Origin of the sequence: Ideonella sp. (genome assembly GCF_041287625.1) — a bacterium.
In the GTDB taxonomy this organism is placed as follows: Bacteria; Pseudomonadota; Gammaproteobacteria; order Burkholderiales; family Burkholderiaceae_C; genus Ideonella.
On sequence record NZ_JBGGNH010000031.1, the window covers coordinates 25,441 to 42,535 of the forward strand.

Annotated in this window: 14 protein-coding genes; 4 read left to right on the forward strand and 10 right to left on the reverse strand. The window is 68.7% G+C overall.

What is annotated here, in order from left to right:
• Nucleotides 1-234: 234 nt before the first annotated feature.
• From ACAH41_RS12125 to ACAH41_RS12140, 4 genes are read right to left on the reverse strand one after another with little or no spacing between them, the layout of a single operon-like run.
• The gene (locus ACAH41_RS12125) at nt 235-2,604 is read right to left on the reverse strand and encodes a hypothetical protein (RefSeq protein WP_325651038.1); all 2,370 of its coding nucleotides are present in this window, start codon (nt 2,602-2,604) and stop codon (nt 235-237) included.
• Nucleotides 2,605-2,614: 10 nt separating this feature from the next.
• Complete coding sequence (locus ACAH41_RS12130) at nt 2,615-3,433, reverse strand: ABC transporter permease (RefSeq protein ID WP_325651040.1); 819 nt, start codon at nt 3,431-3,433, stop codon at nt 2,615-2,617.
• A gap of 1 nt (nt 3,434) precedes the next feature.
• Nucleotides 3,435-4,421 carry an ABC transporter substrate-binding protein gene (locus ACAH41_RS12135; protein ID WP_325651042.1) on the reverse strand — a complete coding sequence of 329 codons (987 nt, stop codon included), beginning with the start codon at nt 4,419-4,421 and terminating at the stop codon, nt 3,435-3,437.
• Nucleotides 4,418-5,215, reverse strand: coding sequence for an ABC transporter ATP-binding protein (locus ACAH41_RS12140; protein WP_325651044.1), 798 nt, complete (start codon nt 5,213-5,215; stop codon nt 4,418-4,420). Before ACAH41_RS12140 ends, ACAH41_RS12135 begins: the two co-directional genes overlap by 4 nt.
• Nucleotides 5,216-5,345: 130 nt before the next feature.
• Between ACAH41_RS12140 and ACAH41_RS12145 the strand changes: the two genes are divergently transcribed.
• Both ACAH41_RS12145 and ACAH41_RS12150 read left to right on the forward strand, forming a co-directional pair.
• Nucleotides 5,346-6,122, forward strand: a complete 777-nt coding sequence (locus ACAH41_RS12145) for a GntR family transcriptional regulator (RefSeq protein WP_325651046.1) — start codon at nt 5,346-5,348, stop codon at nt 6,120-6,122.
• A gap of 107 nt (nt 6,123-6,229) precedes the next feature.
• Nucleotides 6,230-7,561 (forward strand): dicarboxylate/amino acid:cation symporter, encoded by a 1,332-nt coding sequence (locus ACAH41_RS12150; protein WP_325651048.1) that lies wholly within the window; start codon nt 6,230-6,232, stop codon nt 7,559-7,561.
• 19 nt (nt 7,562-7,580) lie between these two features.
• Here the strand turns inward: ACAH41_RS12150 and ACAH41_RS12155 are convergent, their stop codons facing one another.
• Entirely contained in the window at nt 7,581-8,261 is a 681-nt protein-coding gene (locus ACAH41_RS12155; protein WP_370538307.1) for a TetR/AcrR family transcriptional regulator, read from the reverse strand.
• Between the two features lie 102 nt (nt 8,262-8,363).
• On the opposite strand from ACAH41_RS12155, the gene ACAH41_RS12160 reads away from it, so the two are divergent.
• Nucleotides 8,364-9,497, forward strand: a complete 1,134-nt coding sequence (locus ACAH41_RS12160) for an NAD(P)/FAD-dependent oxidoreductase (protein WP_325651052.1) — start codon at nt 8,364-8,366, stop codon at nt 9,495-9,497.
• Nucleotides 9,498-9,585: 88 nt separating this feature from the next.
• Nucleotides 9,586-10,857 (forward strand): MFS transporter, encoded by a 1,272-nt coding sequence (locus ACAH41_RS12165; protein WP_325651054.1) that lies wholly within the window; start codon nt 9,586-9,588, stop codon nt 10,855-10,857.
• Between the two features lie 15 nt (nt 10,858-10,872).
• Here ACAH41_RS12165 and ACAH41_RS12170 read toward each other — a convergent pair whose 3' ends face one another.
• From ACAH41_RS12170 to ACAH41_RS12190, 5 genes are all read right to left on the reverse strand, one after another.
• A complete protein-coding gene (locus ACAH41_RS12170; RefSeq protein WP_325651056.1) occupies nt 10,873-11,589 on the reverse strand; it encodes a YoaK family protein in 717 nt (238 codons plus the stop codon).
• 142 nt (nt 11,590-11,731) lie between these two features.
• Entirely contained in the window at nt 11,732-12,643 is a 912-nt protein-coding gene (locus ACAH41_RS12175; RefSeq protein WP_325651058.1) for a hypothetical protein, read from the reverse strand.
• On the reverse strand, nt 12,640-14,889 hold the full coding sequence (locus ACAH41_RS12180) for a M1 family metallopeptidase (protein ID WP_325651060.1): 2,250 nt from the start codon (nt 14,887-14,889) through the stop codon (nt 12,640-12,642). The genes ACAH41_RS12175 and ACAH41_RS12180 overlap by 4 nt, the downstream gene beginning before the upstream one ends.
• 222 nt (nt 14,890-15,111) lie before the next feature.
• Complete coding sequence (locus ACAH41_RS12185; RefSeq protein WP_325651062.1) at nt 15,112-15,738, reverse strand: LysE family transporter; 627 nt, start codon at nt 15,736-15,738, stop codon at nt 15,112-15,114.
• Between the two features lie 37 nt (nt 15,739-15,775).
• Entirely contained in the window at nt 15,776-17,080 is a 1,305-nt protein-coding gene (locus ACAH41_RS12190; protein ID WP_325651064.1) for a D-amino acid dehydrogenase, read from the reverse strand.
• Nucleotides 17,081-17,095 lie beyond the last annotated feature (15 nt).

Sequence of the window (17,095 nt, forward strand, 5' to 3'; positions counted from 1 at the left end):
CACACATGCGGCCTGGCTTGCCCGCGGCTGTTCGCAGACCCGTGCCCGCTTTTCGGCGGCTTGTTCGAATCCGCGGCCGGCTGCTATGAGTCGAGACCTGCCATCCGCCGCTCGGCAACGCGAACGACAAGTCTCGGGCGCCCCATCAAGCGGGACGGAAGGCAGGTCTGGGTCGCAAGCTGCAGCTCAACTGTCCACCCAAGGTGCTCCGCGAACGGCCAGCCGCCTGCGCGCTCAACCCAGGCGCAAGAACAGCGCCGAGGTCCACACCCTTGACTGGTCGCGCTGGCGCGCGGTGATGAACAGCGGATGTTCGCGGTCGGCGTCCAATGCCAGCGTGCCAAGGTCGATCTCGCCTTGCAGGTCGCGGGGCAGTGGCTGTTCGGTGATGCGCTCGATGCTGACGCGCAGTTCGGCGCCGGGCAGTTCGCGAACCAGGGCGTGCTGCGCCAGCAGCTCGCGGCCGCTGATCTTCAGCTCCACGTCTGGCGCGTAGGGGTGGGCTGGCGGGTCCAGCGGGTCGCCGACCTTCACGTAGCCGTGGATCTGGGCGCGCACGGTGATCTCGGCGTTCACCAGCGCGCCGAGCGTGAGTTCGATGCTGTCGGTGTCGCCGTGCGTGGCGGTGCGGAAGGCCAGCGTGGTGGTGTTCTCGCGCCAGCAGGTCTGCTCGGGGTTGTCGAAGCCGAAGGATTCGAAGGCGCTGATTGAGGTACCTTTGACTTCGACCGTGCCGGTCCAGCAGGCGGCGCGGTAGCGGTCCTTGATGCGGGCGCCGCCCAGGCGGATGCGGATGCGCTGCTGCGAGAAGCCCAGTTCCTGGTGCAGGTTGCGCTCCCACACCGCTTTCTCGCCGCGGAACAGCTGCACCGATTCCCAGCCTGCGTCGCCCAGCAGGTGGTAGCGCAGCGGCTGCCCGCCTGCGCTGCGGCAGACCTCGCCCATCCAGTGCGAACCGAGCTGCAGCGCGGCGTAGCTGCGCTCGCCGGTGGTGGCGAAGGTGCGGCGTGCACGCAGGGCCTGGCCCACGCCGTCGCGGTCGAAGCGCTCGGCCAGCACGCCGGTCATGCCACCGCGTGAGCCGAACACCGCTGTGGCTGGCACGCCGCCGCCGCAGCGGCCCTGGTGCTCGTCGCTGTTGGCCGCGGCGCCCACGCGGTAGCCGCGCTCCAGCGCCTCGGCATAGACCCAGTGGAACTGACCCCACGCCGAGCCCACTTCGACCAGCCGCTCCAGTTGCGGGTGGTGCCAGTCCAGGTTGCAGCGCCGGCCGCCCACGTGCGGGATCATCAGGTGGCCGTCCGGGTCGTCGGCATAGGCGGCATACAGCTCGTCCACCGGCCAGGCGCCGGGCTTCAGCGTGCCGGCGGTGTGTTCGTTCCACTCGAAGCTGCGCACCAGCCGGCCTTGCGCGTCGAACGGGAAGCGCGGCTTGCCGTGGCCGAGGAAGACGACGTTGCGGTCGCCGCCGGCGGCAGAGTTCCCGCACCACTCGGTGCCGGGGTAGCAGACGAAGCGGCCCGACTCGTTCAGCGAGTGGATCAGCTCGACCGCGGCATCCCAGCGCTTCTCGGTGATGTTGAAGTCATTGGCGGTGTAGCCCAGCACGTCCAGCCCAGCCACGTCGCGGCCGTAGCTCAGGTTGTACAGCGTGTCGTTGGTGCCGATGGTGTCGTCCGAGTGCACGTGCAAGTCGGCATACAGCGGGCGCAGGCCATCGCGCTGCGCGATGTTCACGAAGGCGCGGGTGCTGAGGCTTGGCATGCCGTCCAGCGCGGCTTCGAGCCGCCATTCGCCGGGCTGTGACAGCGACAGGCCGGCCACGCGCGCGACCGCCCAGCCTTCGTCGGCCAGCGCAAAGCGTTGCTCGTTCTGGCTGCCATCGGGCCCGTGCAGCTTGAGCGTGCCGGCGCGTGGCAGTTCGCGGCAGGTGTTGCCCCAGGCGTCGTCCAGGCGCACGACCGCGTCAAACGATTCTTCGGTACCGATCAGCCGCGGCGCGATCAGGCCCAGGTGCGCAGGCGGGCCGGGCACGATGTCGAACACGCAGTCGCCCGGCACCTCGGCGAATTTCGAGCTGCCCAGCGGGTCGATGAACATGCGGAAGCGAAAACCCGCTTCGACGAAGCTCTGCACGCGCGTGCCCTGCCCGCCGTGCCGCCGGTCGCCCAGGCGGATCACGATGCGGTCGCCGGGGTTCAGGTAGCCGTCCACGATGTCGATCAGCACCGCCTTCTGGAACGGCCGCTCGTGGCCCTTCTGGTCGAAACGCACCTTCAGGTGCTGCACCGTGGCCGGGCTTTGTCCCGGCACCAGCGGGCCGGCCTGGTATTCGGCGGAGACGAAGTCGGCGCCGAGCGGATTGCTGGTCTGGAACAGCGCCCAGTCGGAATAGAACTTGAACGCGAGCTTCAGCCACGCGCCATCGGCCAGGCCGGAGCCGCCCACTTCGTAGACCAGCGTCAGCTCGGTCCATTCGCCGGCCACCAGCTGGTTGCGCTCGCACTGCACGCTGCCGAGGAAAGGCAGTGCCTTGTTGCGCGCGTACAGGCCAACAGGTGCGATGTAGTCGCCGGCATCGGCCGGGTTGAAAGCGAGTGTCATTTGAGGTTCCTCAAGACTGGCCCAGCCAGTGCGTGTAGTGAGCTTCGAGGCGGCGGAAGACCAGCCGCTCGGTGAGCCAGGCGATGAGGCCGATCAGGCAGATGCCCAGCAGCACCTGGCTGCTGTTGCCGATCTGCCCGCCGGTCGAGACCATCCAGCCAATGCCTTGCGACGCGCCAATCATCTCGGCCGCCACCAGCGCCCGCCAGGCCTGGCTGAAGCCGATGCGCAGCGCGGCCGTCACACACGGCAGGCAGGCCGGCAGGTAGACGTGGCGCAGCAGCTGCGCACGGCCGGCGCCCAGCGTGCGCGCGGCCCGCACCAGCCCGCCGTGGATGGACTGCACGCCGTCCTGGATCGTCAGCGCCATCGGAAACATCGCGGCCAGCACGATGACCGCGACGATGGACGCATTGCCCAGGCCGAGGAAGATCATCATCAGCGGCGTCCACGCGATGGGCGGGATGGCCATGAACAGGCTGTTGAGCGGGCTCATGAAGCTGCGCAACCGGGCCGACAGGCCCAGCCCCACGCCCAGCAGCAGCGCCAGCAGCGCGGCCAGGCCGAAGCCCATGAACTCGCGCAGCAGGCTGTGGCCGAGGTTGCTCAGCAGGCTGCCGTCCTTGAGCCAGCGCAGGCCTTCGCCCAGCACTTCCCAGGGCTGCGGCAGCACGTAGCTGGGTACGCGACTGGCGGCAATGGTCCATGCCAGAGCCAGCAGAGGCAACGATGCCCAGGGCAGCGCGCGGGCAAACACGCGAGCCGCAAGACCGGGGCGGGAAACAGGCGCAGCGGCGGCGCGCATGGCGGGGTGGGAGGCGGTGTTCATGTCAGGCCGCCGACTTCTGCCACAGGCCCAGGTCCACCACCTGCTCGACCTTCAGCGGCCGCGCGGTGAAGCCCAGCTCCTGCGAGCGGTCCATCAGCCGCTGGATGAACTGCAGGTCGCGCGCTTCCAGCTTGTCGGCCCAGCCCAGGCGCTTGCGGGCCTCCTGCACGATGGCTTCGGCAGCCACCGTGCGGCCGTCCGCGGCCTGCACCGTCTCCAGCTTGAAGGCCTGCGCGATCAGCTTGTCGGCCTCGGCGGCATTGCCTTGCAGGAAAGCAATGGCTCGGCGATGGGCACGCAGCAGCTTGACCAGATCCGGACCGCGCTCCTTCAGCGCCGGTGCGGACGCGGCGATCACATACCAGGGATAGGACGGCAGCACCGCGTTGACGTCCAGCACCAGCCGGCTGCTGCCGCGCAGCAAGGCCTGGCTGACAAACGGCTCCCAGGTGAACGCTGCGTCGGCCATGTTGCGGTCCAGCGCGGCATTCATGTTGCCGACCGGCATGGACTGGATGCTGAGGTCCTTCTCCGGGTCCAGCCTGGCATGCTCGGGCAGCACGATGCCGCGCAGCAGCACGTCCATGCCGCTGCCCTTGGCAACCGACGCCAGCCGCTTGCCGCGCAGCTCGGCCACGCTGCGGATGCCACTGGCCTGGCTGGCGATCACCGCCGCCTGGCCGTAGTTGACCTTGGCCAGGATGCGTGCATCCAGCCCGCGCGAGAACCACTGGTAGACCGGCGGCGCGCCGACGTAGGCCACGTCCACCTCGCCGGCCGCCATCGCCTGCTCCAGCACCGGCCCGTCGCCAAACTGCTTGACCTCGACCTGCAGGCCTTCTTCGGCGAAAAAGCGCTTCTGGTCGGCGACGACGACCGGCGCGTTGGCCATCGCGTAGACCCAGCCGACGCGCAGCGGCCGCGGTTGTGCAAACACCGGCAAAGACAGCAGGGCCGCAGCCCCAAGAAAGTGGCGGCGGTTGTTCATGCTGCGTTCTCCATGACGTGCGCAATGCGGTCCATCAGCTGCTCGCGGCAGGCGAGGAAACGCGGCAATCGGGGTGTGGTCGCGAAACTGCGCGGCCGGGGCAGGTCGATGTCCAACTGCGTGTCGATGCCATTCGGCGCACGGCCCAGCACGACCACGCGGTCGGCCAGGAACACCGCCTCATCGATGTCGTGCGTGATGAACACCACCGTCTGGCCAAGCTGGCTCCAAAGGCGCAACAGCTCTTCGTTCAGGTGGCGGCGGGTGATCGCGTCCAGCGCGCCGAAGGGCTCGTCGGCCAGCAACAGCCTGGGTTCTGGCGCCAGCGCACGGGCCAGCGCCACGCGCTGGCGCATGCCACCCGAGAGCTGGTGCGGGAACTGGTTCGCAGCTTCCGCGAGGCCCACCAGAGACAGGTAGTCCATGGCGCGTTTTCGCTGCGCATCCGGCGCCAGCTCGCCACGCATGCGCAGGCCGAAGCGCACGTTGTCCAGCACCGTCAGCCACGGAAAGAGGTTGGGCGACTGGAACACGTAGCCCAGCGCGTCCATTTCGGGGCGCACGGCTTCACCGTCGATGCTCACGGTGCCGCGGTCCGGCGGCAGGAAGCCTGACAGCAGGTTCAGCAGCGTGGACTTGCCGCAGCCCGAAGGTCCCAGCAGCACGACGAATTCGCCGGGCGTGACGCTGAGCGACAGCTGCCGGAAGATGCTGCGCCCATCGGCATAGGCGAAGTCCACGGCTTGCAGCGCGAGGCGGCCAGCGGCGCGGTCGGAAGGAGGAGGCGAGGACATTGGTGCGGTCTCAAACAACGGGTCGCAACAGGCGGGGTGTGGCATGCAAGGCACACGGATCAGGCTGCATGGTGCTTAAAATAATACGTTCTAATGCAAGTTGGCCCAAACGCGAATTGCGACTGTGCTTATGACGGAAATTGCAGCCACCTCCACCAGCCCGCAAGTTCGGACCCGCCTGAAACGCGAAAACGCGACCTCGCTTTACGCGCAGATCGCCGCGCGGCTGCAGGAGGAAATCGAGGCCGGGCTGTTCGAGCCCAGCGGCCGCCTGCCCTCCGAGGCGCAGATCGGAGAGCGCTTCCAGGTCAGCCGCGTCACGGTGCGGCTGGCCTTCGACAAGCTGGCCGGCGAAGGCCGCATCGTGCGGCGCCAGGGCAAAGGCAGCTACGTGGCCGGCAAGCAGGTCCGCCACGGGCTGGACACCTTGCGCAGCTTCCATGAATCGCTGCGATTGCAGGGGCTGGACGCGCAGATGCGGCTGCTGGAGAAGCGCCGCGTGAAGGTACCGGACGAACTGGCCGCGCGCTTCGCTCCGGCGCGCCAGCTCACGCTGCTCAGGCGCCTGCACAGCGTGGACGGCACGCCTGTCGCCCTCGGCCTCAGTCACCTGCCCAGTGCGCTGTCACAGCTCAGCTGGCAAGCCCTGGAAGTGCAGCCGGCTTACGCGCTGATCGCGCAGTTGATGGGCGAGCGCCCGGCCCGCGCCGACATCGCCATCACCGCCTGCAGCGCCGACGCCACGCTGGCCGAAGCCCTGGCCGTGCCACCCGGCACTGCGCTGCTGGTGATGGAGCGCAGCTCCTTCCTGTCGGACGGCCGCTGCTGCGACCACTCCAGCTTCTACATCCGGCCGGAGCGCTATGCGTTCACGATGAGCAGCGCATTCAGGGTCGAGCAGTCCTGAGCCCATCACCCACAAGGGCTAAGTAGAGGCCACATGGCGGCTTTCCTGGCCCGGATCAAGAATCCGGGCCTTGCTCCTGACCGCGCCTCTTGCCGGGCGCCGCCGCCATGTCCACTGCCGCCGCAGCTGCGCCCCGTGCGCCCTGGTACCGATCGCTGTACGTCCAGGTCCTGATCGCCATCGGCATCGGCGTGCTGCTGGGCCACTTCCAGCCGCAATGGGGCGAGCAGATGAAGCCGCTGGGCGACGGTTTCATCAAGCTGATCAAGATGATCATCGCGCCCATCATCTTCTGCACCGTCGTGCTGGGCATTGCCGGCATGGACAACATGAAGAAGGTCGGCAAGACCGGCGGCTTGGCACTGCTGTATTTCGAGGTGATGTCCAGCGTGGCGCTGGTCATCGGGCTGGTACTCGTCAACCTGGTGCAGCCCGGCGCCGGCATGCACGTGGACCCGAACGCCCTCGACACCAAGGGCCTGGCCAACTACGTGGGCCCCGGCAAGATGACCGGCACGGTGGACTTCCTGTTGGCCATCATCCCCAACAGCGTGGTGGACGCCTTCGCGAAAGGCGAGATCCTGCAGGTGCTGCTGTTCTCGGTGCTGTTCGGCTTTGCGCTGCAGCGCTTTGGCGGCAAGGGCAACCTGGTCTTCCAGTTCATCGACAAACTCTCGCATGTGCTGTTTGCCATCGTCGGCGCCATCATGAAGCTGGCGCCCATCGGCGCGTTTGGTGCGATGGCCTTCACCATCGGCAAGTACGGCCTGGGCTCGCTGCTGCAGCTGGCGCAGCTGATGGGCACGTTCTACGCGACCTGCCTGATCTTTGTGCTGGTGGTGCTGGGCGCCGTGGCCCGGCTGCACGGCTTCTCGATCCTGAAGTTCGTGCGCTTCATCCGTGAGGAGCTGCTGATCGTGCTGGGCACTTCGTCCAGCGAATCGGTTCTGCCGCGCATGATGCGCAAGCTCGAACACGCCGGTGCCGAGAAGTCGGTCGTCGGCCTGGTGATCCCGACCGGCTATTCGTTCAACCTGGACGGCACCTCCATCTACCTGACCATGGCCGCGGTCTTCATCGCGCAGGCCACCGACACCCCGATGACGCTGCTTCAGCAGCTCACGCTGCTGGCGGTGCTGCTGCTGACCAGCAAGGGCGCGGCCGGTGTCACCGGCTCGGGTTTCATCGTGCTGGCGGCCACGCTGAGCGCTGTGGGCCACGTGCCGGTCGCCGGGCTGGCGCTGATCCTGGGCATTGACCGTTTCATGAGCGAAGCGCGTGCGCTGACCAACCTGGTGGGCAATGGCGTGGCCACGCTGGTGGTGGCCAAGTGGTGCGGCCAGCTGGACGCACAGCAGCTGGACGCCGCGCTGGTGCAGCAGGTGCCGATGCCCGAAGAAGCGCAACTGGTGCAGGCAGAGACGGCGGCGCAGCCCTGAAGGTCCGCGAGGTGTGCGTTCAGGGCTGCGCCTGCGCCTTGATGCCGCCGAGGATCAGGTCGATGCCGGCCAGGAAGTCGCTCCGGTCGTCGTGCTGGCGCAGCTGCTGCGCCAGCGAGCGCGTGAACGGGTAGCTGGCCTCGTCGAGTGCAGCCCAGGCTGCGGACGCTTCGCCCAGAAAGTCCTCCCGGCCGATCTCGCGCGCCTGGGCCGAGCGCCGGTTCGCGGCGTTCTGCCCGCCCACGCCGAGGATGTAATGCCACAGCGCCGAGACCGCCGCCCACTGCCCGCCCGCCGGGACACCCAGCGCCTGCAACTGCTGCCCGATGCTTTCGAACAGGCGCACCGTCGGCAGCTGGCCGGCGGCATGGATCAGCGCCGAGCAGATCCACGGGTGCGCGTCCATCGCGTCGAACATGCCGACCGCCAACGCGCGGACCGTGGCCTCGGGCGTCTCACCGCCCGCACAAGCCGCCAGCGTGGCGGCGACCACCGCATCACAGGCGGCGACGAGCAGGTCGCCCTTGCTGGCAATGTGCCAGTAGATCGCACCAGGCCCCGTCGCCAGCTGTTCTGACAGCGCGCGGAAGGTCAGCCCGGCTTCGCCGGTGTTGTCCAGCAGGCCGATGGCGGCTTCGATGATGCGGTCCCGCGAGAGGGCGTCCTCACGCCGTTGAGGTGAACGTGTCTTGCTGACCATGCGGCATGTTGACACAACTGGAACGGCGCTCCATCATGATGGAATGGCGTTCCACACATCACTTTCCGCCGATGCCACGCCATCTCCATTGAAGGATTCGAGATGACACGCATGATCGCGATCATTGGCGCCGGCCTTGGCGGGCTGATGCTGGCCCGGGTGCTGCATGTGCACGGCATCGCCTGCACCGTCTACGAGGCCGAGGCCTCGCCCGCCGCACGCACACAAGGCGGCATGCTGGACATTCACGCGGACAGCGGCCAGCTCGCATTGAAGGCTGCGAAGCTGCATGAAGCGTTTGTGCAGCTCATCCATCCCGGTGGCCAGGCCTCGCGCGTGCTGGACAAAACCGGCGCCGTGCTGCTGGACCAAGCCGACGACGGCAACGGCGGTCGGCCCGAAGTTCGCCGAGGCGAGCTGCGCCGCTTGCTGCTGGATTCGCTGCCCGTCGGCACGGTGCGCTGGGACCACAAGCTCACATCGGTCGAAGCACTGGGTGACGGTCGCCACACCCTGACCTTCGCCCACGGCACTAATGTCACAACAGACCTGCTCGTCGGCGCAGACGGCGCCTGGTCGAAGGTCCGGCCATTGGTGTCAATGGCGGCGCCGGCGTACACCGGCACCACTTTCGTCGAGACCCATCTTGCCGATGCCGACACTCGCCATCCCGCGAGCGCCGCAGCGGTAGGCGGCGGCGCGCTGTTCGCGATGGCGCCAGGCAAGGGCATCTTCGCGCATCGCGAGCCAGACGGCGTGCTGCACACCTATGCGGCGCTGCAAAAGCCGATGGCCTGGGTTGCGGAGGTCGAGGCCGCCGATGCTTTCGTCGCGCTGGCTCGCGTGGCGCTGGAATTTGAGGGTTGGGACCGGGCGCTCACCGCGCTCATCACCGATGGCGAGACGCCGCCAGTGCTGCGGCCGATCCACGCGCTGCCCGCGGACCACCGCTGGGATCGCACACCCGGCGTGACGCTGCTGGGCGACGCGGCGCACCTGATGGCGCCTGCGGGCGATGGCGCGAATCTCGCGATGGTCGATGGCGCCGAGCTGGGTGAAGCCATTGCCGCGCGCCCCGGTGACCTGGGAGCCGCGCTGCTGGCCTACGAGGCGAAGCTTTTCCCCCGCAGCGCCGAGGCAGCCGCAGGTTCGGTCGAGGTGCTGGACGTGTGCCTGGGCGACAGCGCACCCCACGGCCTGGTGCGGTTCCTGGACCAGGCCCAGGGTGCGGCGTAGCGCTCATCCAGTGCGGACAAGCTTGCCTCCACAATCGGCCAGCCTCGCGCTGAACCCACACACCGGCCACCCTGCCAGCCACCACCGCATGCCAACGCCCGACACCCCCGCTTCCCAGTCCACCGCACCGCCGCTGTTCACCCGCTACCAGCGCTTTGTCGCCGGGCTGCTGGCCTGCCTGCAGTTTGCGGTGATCCTGGACTTCATGATCATGTCGCCGCTGGGCGCGGTGATCATGCCGGACCTGAAGATCACGACCGAGCAGTTCGGCCTGGTCGTCTCGGCCTATGCCTTCAGCGCTGGCGTGGTCGGCATCCTGACCGCAGGGTTCGCGGACCGCTTCGACCGCAAGAAGCTGCTGCTGTTCTTCTACGCCGGCTTTGTCGCGAGCACGCTGTGGTGCGGCCTGGCGCAGACCTTCCACACATTGCTGATGGCGCGCATCGTCACCGGCGTGTTCGCCGGCGTGATCGGCTCTGTGGTGATGGCGATTGCGACCGACCTGTTCGAGCTGCGCCTGCGCGGCCGGGTGATGGGCGTGATCCAGACCGCGTTTGCGGCCAGCCAGGTGCTGGGCCTGCCGGTGGGGCTGTACCTGTCCAACCGCTGGGATTGGCATGCGCCCTTCATTGCGATGGCCGCGTTTGGCGCCGCCGGCGGGCTGGTGATCGCCTGGCGCATGCGGCCGGTGGCGGACCACCTGACCGCAGGCGCCAAGCACGATGCGCTGAAGCACCTGCTGCAGACCGTCGTCGAGCCGCGCCATGTGACCGCCTTCGCGACCACCGCACTGCTGACCACCGGCGGCTTCATGCTGATGCCCTTCAGCAGCGCGTTTGTGGTGCACACGCTGGGCATTCCGCTGGAGAGCCTGCCGACGATCTACCTGGTCACCGGCCTGTGCACCATCTTCATCGGCCCGCTGGTGGGCAGGCTGGCTGACAAGCTGGGCAAGCTGCCGGTGTTCATGGCCGGCACTGCCGTGACCATCGTCATGGTGCTGGTCTACACCCACCTGCAGGCGGTGTCGCTGCCGTGGGTGATCGTGGTCAACGTGCTGATGTTCGTCGGCATCTTCTCGCGCATGATCCCGTTTCAGGCACTGGTGAGCGCGGTGCCATCGGCCACGCAGCGCGGCTCGTTCAATGCGGTGAATGCCGCAGTCCAGCAGCTGGCCGGCGGCCTGGCTTCGCTGCTGGCCGGCCACATCGTGGCCTTTGGGGCAGACGGCAAGCTGCTGCACTTCCCGGTCGTCGGCTACGTCGTCGCCGCGACCTCGCTGGTCACGGCGACGCTGGTGTGGCGGGTGCAGCGCGACCTGCAACGGGCAGCGCCTGTGGCCGCCAGTGCCGCCGGCTGAAACCCGCAGCAGCGCCTACTGCGGCGCTGCCGGCGTGCCGGTGGCGCTGCGCTCCGTCAGCGCCAGTGCGGCCAGCAGCACGATGGGCAGCAGCAGCGCGGCAAAGCCCAGCGCCAGGTAGCCAAAACCGCCGCCCACTGCGCCCACGGTGAAGGCCAGGATGGGGCCGATGAAGCGGCGCATGCGCTCACGCAGCACGGCGTCGCCGGCGCCACGCAGCAGGTCCACCGTGTCGATCACCAGCTGGGTCACGTTGCCCGTCATCACCGTGGTGGGCACCAGTTGGCCCAATGCCAGTTTGGCCGCGGCGTTTTGCACGCCCATGGCGGCAGCGCCCAGGACCCCGGCCCACATGCCCAGCGCGCCGGGCGGCTGCTGCACTGGCGATGCAGCCCAGCCCAGCCCCATGAAACCCGCCAGCAGCAGCAATTGCAGGCTCAGCAAGGGCCGCAGCAGTGGCATGCCCCGGCGGGCGAGCGCCAAGCTCAGCAGCCGCGTGGCGGCCACGGCCAGCACAAACGCGGGAAACACCAGCAGCTTGAGCGTCACGCTGCCGCCGGCATGCGCCAGCGCACTGCCGATCAGCACGAAGTTGCCGGTGACGTGCGCGGTGAACAGGCCGAACAGCGCGACAAAACCGACCGTGTCCACATAGCCGGCCACAAAGCCCAGGCCGACGCCCAGCGTGGTGGCCCGGGCTGAACTCATGGGGCTGGGTGCCAAGGCGCTCATGGGCATGTCCTTCGAGAAAAAGTGAGAGGAAGACGGCGCGCACAACACGCATGCAAACCATTCTGTCCCGCTCACCTTCCGGTGCATCGCCCGTGCGGCTGCATGCCCCTCGTCCAGATGGGAGGGGCATGCTGCAAACACCTCAGCCCGCAGCGCGCCCCTGCGCCACCAGCGCAAAGAGGCGGGCGCAGCGCATCCAGGCCAGCGCCAGCACGGCAACCTGGCCGGCCAGCAGCGCGACCAGCGTGCCCAGCCAGCCGGGCAGGTGCCAGGCCGGCACCAGCAGGCCAGGGGCCTGCAGGCGCAGCCAGCTGAAGGCGGCCAGCAGCAGCAGGCCGGCCAGCGTGATCAGCAGGTAGCTCAGCACCGAGCGCCAGTGGCGCGGTGCCAGCACCCGCAGGCCGCGCCAGCCGGCCTTGAGGGCCGAACGCTTTCGCATCTGCAGCACAAACTGGGCGCGGCCCGCATCCACGGTGGCACTGGCCAGCAGCACCAGCAGCACGGCGATGAGCATGGCGGCGGTCTCCCAATGGCCGGCAGAGCTTGCCAGCACCGCATGCTCGGCATGGTGACCGGCAGCCTTGTTCAAGCCCCCCCCGATGGCGAGGGCCAGGCCCAGCGGCAGCAAGCTCCACAGCATGATGCGAAACAGCCGGCCATAGTCGGCCAGGCCGCCGCGCAGCAGCGCGCCAAAGCCCTGCGGGGCCGGTTGGCGCGCCGCTGTCACGGCCAGCCCGGTCAGCCACGGCGAGAGCAGCAGCGTGAGGCCCAGGCCGACCAGGCCCACGGCGGGCAGCACGGTGCCGGCCTGCTGGAACAGGGTGCTCAGCATCTCAGCAATCAGCGGCAGCGAAAAGCCGCTGGCCAGTTGCGGTGCGCGCGATGAATGGTCCACAAAAGAGGCCAGCGCCCGCCACAGCGGCACGAACAGCAGCAGTGCCGGCAGGCTCAGGCCCGCCCACCACAGCAGCAGCAAGCGCCATTGCAGGGCCTGCCGGGCCGCCTGGCCCAGCGTGGCCCGGACAGAGGAAGAAGAAACTGCCGCGTCACTCATAGCGTGCTCACCAGGGCGTAAAAGGTTTGGACCAGGGCCGCGATTTCATAAGCCCAGCGACGGGCCGCAGCGGGCTGGGCCTTGAGCACCTGGCTGTTGTCCAGCCGGTGGGTGTCCAGCGCGTGCTCGTCCTGCGGGTCGAGCTCGGCCGACAAAGCCCTGGCCGGCTTGACCCAGCTGTAGCGGGCCCAGCGGCGCTGGTCGTCCCAGCGCACGGTCTCGCTGCTGCCATCGGCAAAGCGCACCACCAGGGTCTGGGGCGCCGAGGCACCGTAGCGGCGCAGCGTCACCGTGGTGCGGAAAGGCAAGGGGCCGGCGGCATCGGGCTTGGCATCGGGATGGGCCTTCTCCCAAGCCTTGCGGTCCTGCGCCAGCTGTTCGTCGATCTGATCGGCCGTGCGCTCCACCCAGCGGCCGTCCTTCTGCACCGTGCCGGGTTGCGGGCGCTCTTCTTCGCTGACCAGCTTGCTCACGCGATCGTCCACCTTCTGCGCCGCGTAGACCTGCTGCTCGAAGATGCGGTTGACGACTTCGGGCTTGCCCGAGCCTTCGACCAGCGCGGCCTGCAGGTCGCCAATGGCCGGGTGGCGGAATTTCCAGCGGTCGTAGTAGATCTTGAAGGAGCGCGCCAGGGCCTCGCTGCCGATGAGCGTTTCCAGCTCATGGAAGGCCGTGGCGCTGCGCCCGTAGACGCTGCCGTAGCTGCTGCTGGAGAGGCGGTCCCAGCTGTTCTCGCCGGTGCCGTCCGCCGGCTCACCGAGCACCGAGAACAGGCGCTCGACTTCGAACGTCGGCGCTTCCAGATGCACGCCAAGACGCTGCATGCCGCGGCTGCTGAGCGAGTTCGGCTGGCCGCGTCCCTGGATCATGCGCAGGTCCCAGAACTCGTTCATGCCTTCGTCCAGCATCGGCTCCTCGAACTCGTTCGAGGCCAGGATGCCGTAGAAGTAGCCGTGGCCGAACTCGTGGATGGTCACGAAGTCCAGGCCGTAGGCACTCTCAGTGCCCGGGCTGACGTCTTTGTAGCCCTCGGCGGTGAAGAAGGTCGGGTACTCCATGCCACCGGCTTCTTCAGCGTTGTACGGCGGCACCACCGCGGTCACGGTCTTGTACGGGTAGGCGCCCAGCGTCTGGGAGAAGTAGGTCAGCGAATCCAGCGTGGCTTTGAGCACCGGCTGCGCGTTGTGCGCGTATTCGGGCGGGAACAGCACCCGCACCTTGACCGGCGGGCTGCCCGGGCCGGACCAATCCGCCTCCAGCGGCGTGTCGAAACGCTTGTCGGCGGTGAAGGCGAAGTCATGCACATCGCCCTGCACATAGCGGTGGGTGACCCAGCCGTCCTTTTCCACCGGCGCGCCCTGCAGTTCGCCCACGGCGCCCACCGTCACGCCCTTGGGCACGGTGATGGCCACGTCGTACTGGCCGAAGTCGGCGTAGAACTCGCTGTGCAGGTGGAACTCGTGGGCGTTCCAGCGCGGTGCGGTGGCACCACGTTCGCCCGGCAGTTCCAGCACCGCCATCTTGGGGAACCACTGGCCCACCAGGTGGAAGCTGCCGAAGTAGCCTGTGCGCGCGATGACGCGCGGCAACTGGTCGAAGAAGTCGATGTCCAGCCGGGTGCTGGCACCGGGCGCCACCGGCTGCGGCAGGTCCAGCCGCACGACGGTGTGGTCGGTCTCGGGGCCGTTGTCCGGGTGCACGAAGTACCAGGGCACGGCCACGCCCGCCTGCTGCACCTTCTTCAGCTCGATGTGGCCCCACTCGCCTTCGCTCGCATCGACCTGGCTGCGAAAGCCGAAGCCGAGGTTGCGCTGCTCGCTGAGGAAGGTGCTGCCCTCGCCTTCGAAGCCGTTCATGTAGAGGTGCAGGTAGACGGCGCGCACCTCGCGGTCGCTGCGGTTGCGCCAGGTCATTTGCTGCTGGCCGTCCACGGTGTGCTTCTCCGGGTCCAGCCTGGCCTGGATGCGGTAGTCGACGACCCGGTCGGACAAGGTGGCCGCACCCGGCTGGCGCGGGCCGCCCCAGGCGCCGGGCGCGCTGGGCTCGCGCACCATGGCCGCATGCGGCGAGGCCAGCGCAATGCCGTCGGGCGACGGCGGCACGGGGGCCGCGCTGGCAGCCGCGGGCGCCGCAGCCGCTGAGGCACTGGTGGCGCCCGGCGGTGCGGAGGGGTGGCAGCCGGTCAGGGCCAGGCCACCCAGGACCAGCGCCGATGAGGCGGCCAGTCCGATCAGGAGTCTCGACATGCGCATGTGCTCAGTCTTCGAGTTGGGTTGGGGTTGAGTCAGGGAACAGGAAAGTGGCCGGATGTTAGGCGCCTGCGCTTGCGACGCGCAGCGGAGCCGGCGCGGCGGACTGTAGGAAGTCCGTCACCGAATGAGGCTCGGTTGCGACCGGACGCGGCCGGCGCAGACCAGTTGCAGGCGCACGCGACGAACGGGGGCGGCGAACAGCGGCAAGGTCAAGGCTCAGCCGAGCAGCCAGCGCGCCAGGGAAATCCATTGCCACAGGGCGAACCCACCCAGCAACAGCGCCGAGGCCTGGTTCACGCGGCGCCGCCAGCGTGCGTCGAAACGCTGGCGCAGCCGGCCCACGCCAGCAGTGAGCAGCCACCACCACAGCGCCGAGCCGCAGCCCACGCCGAGGATCATCCAGCCCGGCGACGCCGGTTTCGCTGAGCCGCCAGCCAGTGCGCCGAAGATGGCCAGGAAGGACAGGATGGTGGCGGGGTTGGAGAGTGTCAGCACGAAGGTGCCGGCGAAAGCGCCCAGCAGGCTGCCGGCGCCCGGCACTGAAGCGGCACGCTCGGCCACCGGCGCCTGCCAGGTCCGCCACGCCAGCCAAGCCAGCACCGCACCACCGACGAGGGCCAGCGGCACGCGCGCGCCAACCAGCCAGTCGATCACCAGCGTGACGCCAAACGCGCCCAGCGCGCCGTAGCAGGCGTCCGCCGCGGCGGCGCCCAGCCCGGTGGCCAGGCCGGCCGCCTGGCCCTGGTCCAGCGTGCGCTGGATGGTCAAGAGACCGATGGGCCCGACCGGCGCCGCAATTGACAGGCCGACCAGCATGGCCTGACCGAAGAGTGAGATGTCCATCGGCCGATGTTAGAGGCCGATGGACAACAGGCCCCACTCAGGCTGGTTGCAGCGACAGCCCCTGCTTGGCCGGCAGCGGGCCGCAGAACGCGAAGTCGACCTCGGGCCGGCGGCCGTCGATCAGCTGCGCCAGTGCATGGCCGGAGCCTGCCCCGTGGGTCCAGCCCAGCGTGCCATGGCCGGTGTTGAGGAACAGCTTGCGCACGCGGCTTTCGCCGATGTAGGGCACGTTGCCGGGTGTCGCCGGACGCAGCCCCGTCCAGTAGCTGGCCAACTCGGGGCGACTCACGCCGGGGAACAGTTGCAGCGTGCGACGCACGATGGCCTCGCAGCGCACCGGGTTGAGCGCCAGGTCGTAGCCGTTCAGCTCGGCCGTGCCGGCAATGCGCAGCCGGTCGCCCTCCGGCGAGGTGAAGCGCGAGAAGACCAGCTTGTACTCGTCGTCGGTCAGGCTGACCTGCGGTGCCTTGGCGGCGTCCAGCACCGGCAGCGTGGCCGAGTAGCCCTTGGCCGGGTAGATGTCCAGCGTCAGGCCGGCCGCCTTGGCCAGCTGCGGGCTGAAGCTGCCGGCGGCCAGCACGTAAGCGTCTGCACTCAGCACCTCGTACATGCCGGTTTCGTTGGCGAACTCCACGCCGCTCATCTCGCCGCCTTCGCTGCGCAGCTTCTGCACACGCACGCCGTAGCGGAACTTCACGCCGCGCTCGGCCGCCAGCGCGGCCAGGCCGGTGGTGAACTTGTGCACGTCACCGGATTCGTCGGCGTTGGTGTAGGTGGCGCCGGCCAGCTGCGGGGCGATGTGGGCCATCGCCGGCTCCAGCTTGACGACCTCGTCGCGGCCGATCACGTCGCGCTCGCAGCCGAGTTCGCGCATGACGCGCGCCGGCTCCACCGCCAGGTCGAACTCCTGCTGGCTGGTGTAGAAGTGCAAGATGCCTTTGGTCAGGTGGTCGTACTGCAGACCGGTCTCGGCCCGCAGCGCCTGCAGGCAATTGCGGCTGTAGGTGCCCAGGTTCAGCAGCTGGATCATGTTGCGCTTCGAACGCGCGGCCGGGCATTCCAGCAGGAACTTCAGGCCCCAGCGCCATTGCGCCGGGTCGGCCCGCAGGCGGAACAGCAACGGCGCGTCTTCCTTACCCAGCCACTTCAGCAGCTTCAGTGGCGCACTGGGGTTGGCCCAGGGCTCGGCGTGGCTGACGGAGATCTGCCCGCCATTGCCGAAACTGGTCTCGCGGGCCGCGCCGGCATTGCGCTCCAGCACGGTGACCTCGTGGCCGGCTTGCGCCAGGTACCAGGCCGTGGACACGCCGATCACGCCGGCGCCGAGGACGATGACTTTCATGGGGAAAGCTTTCTT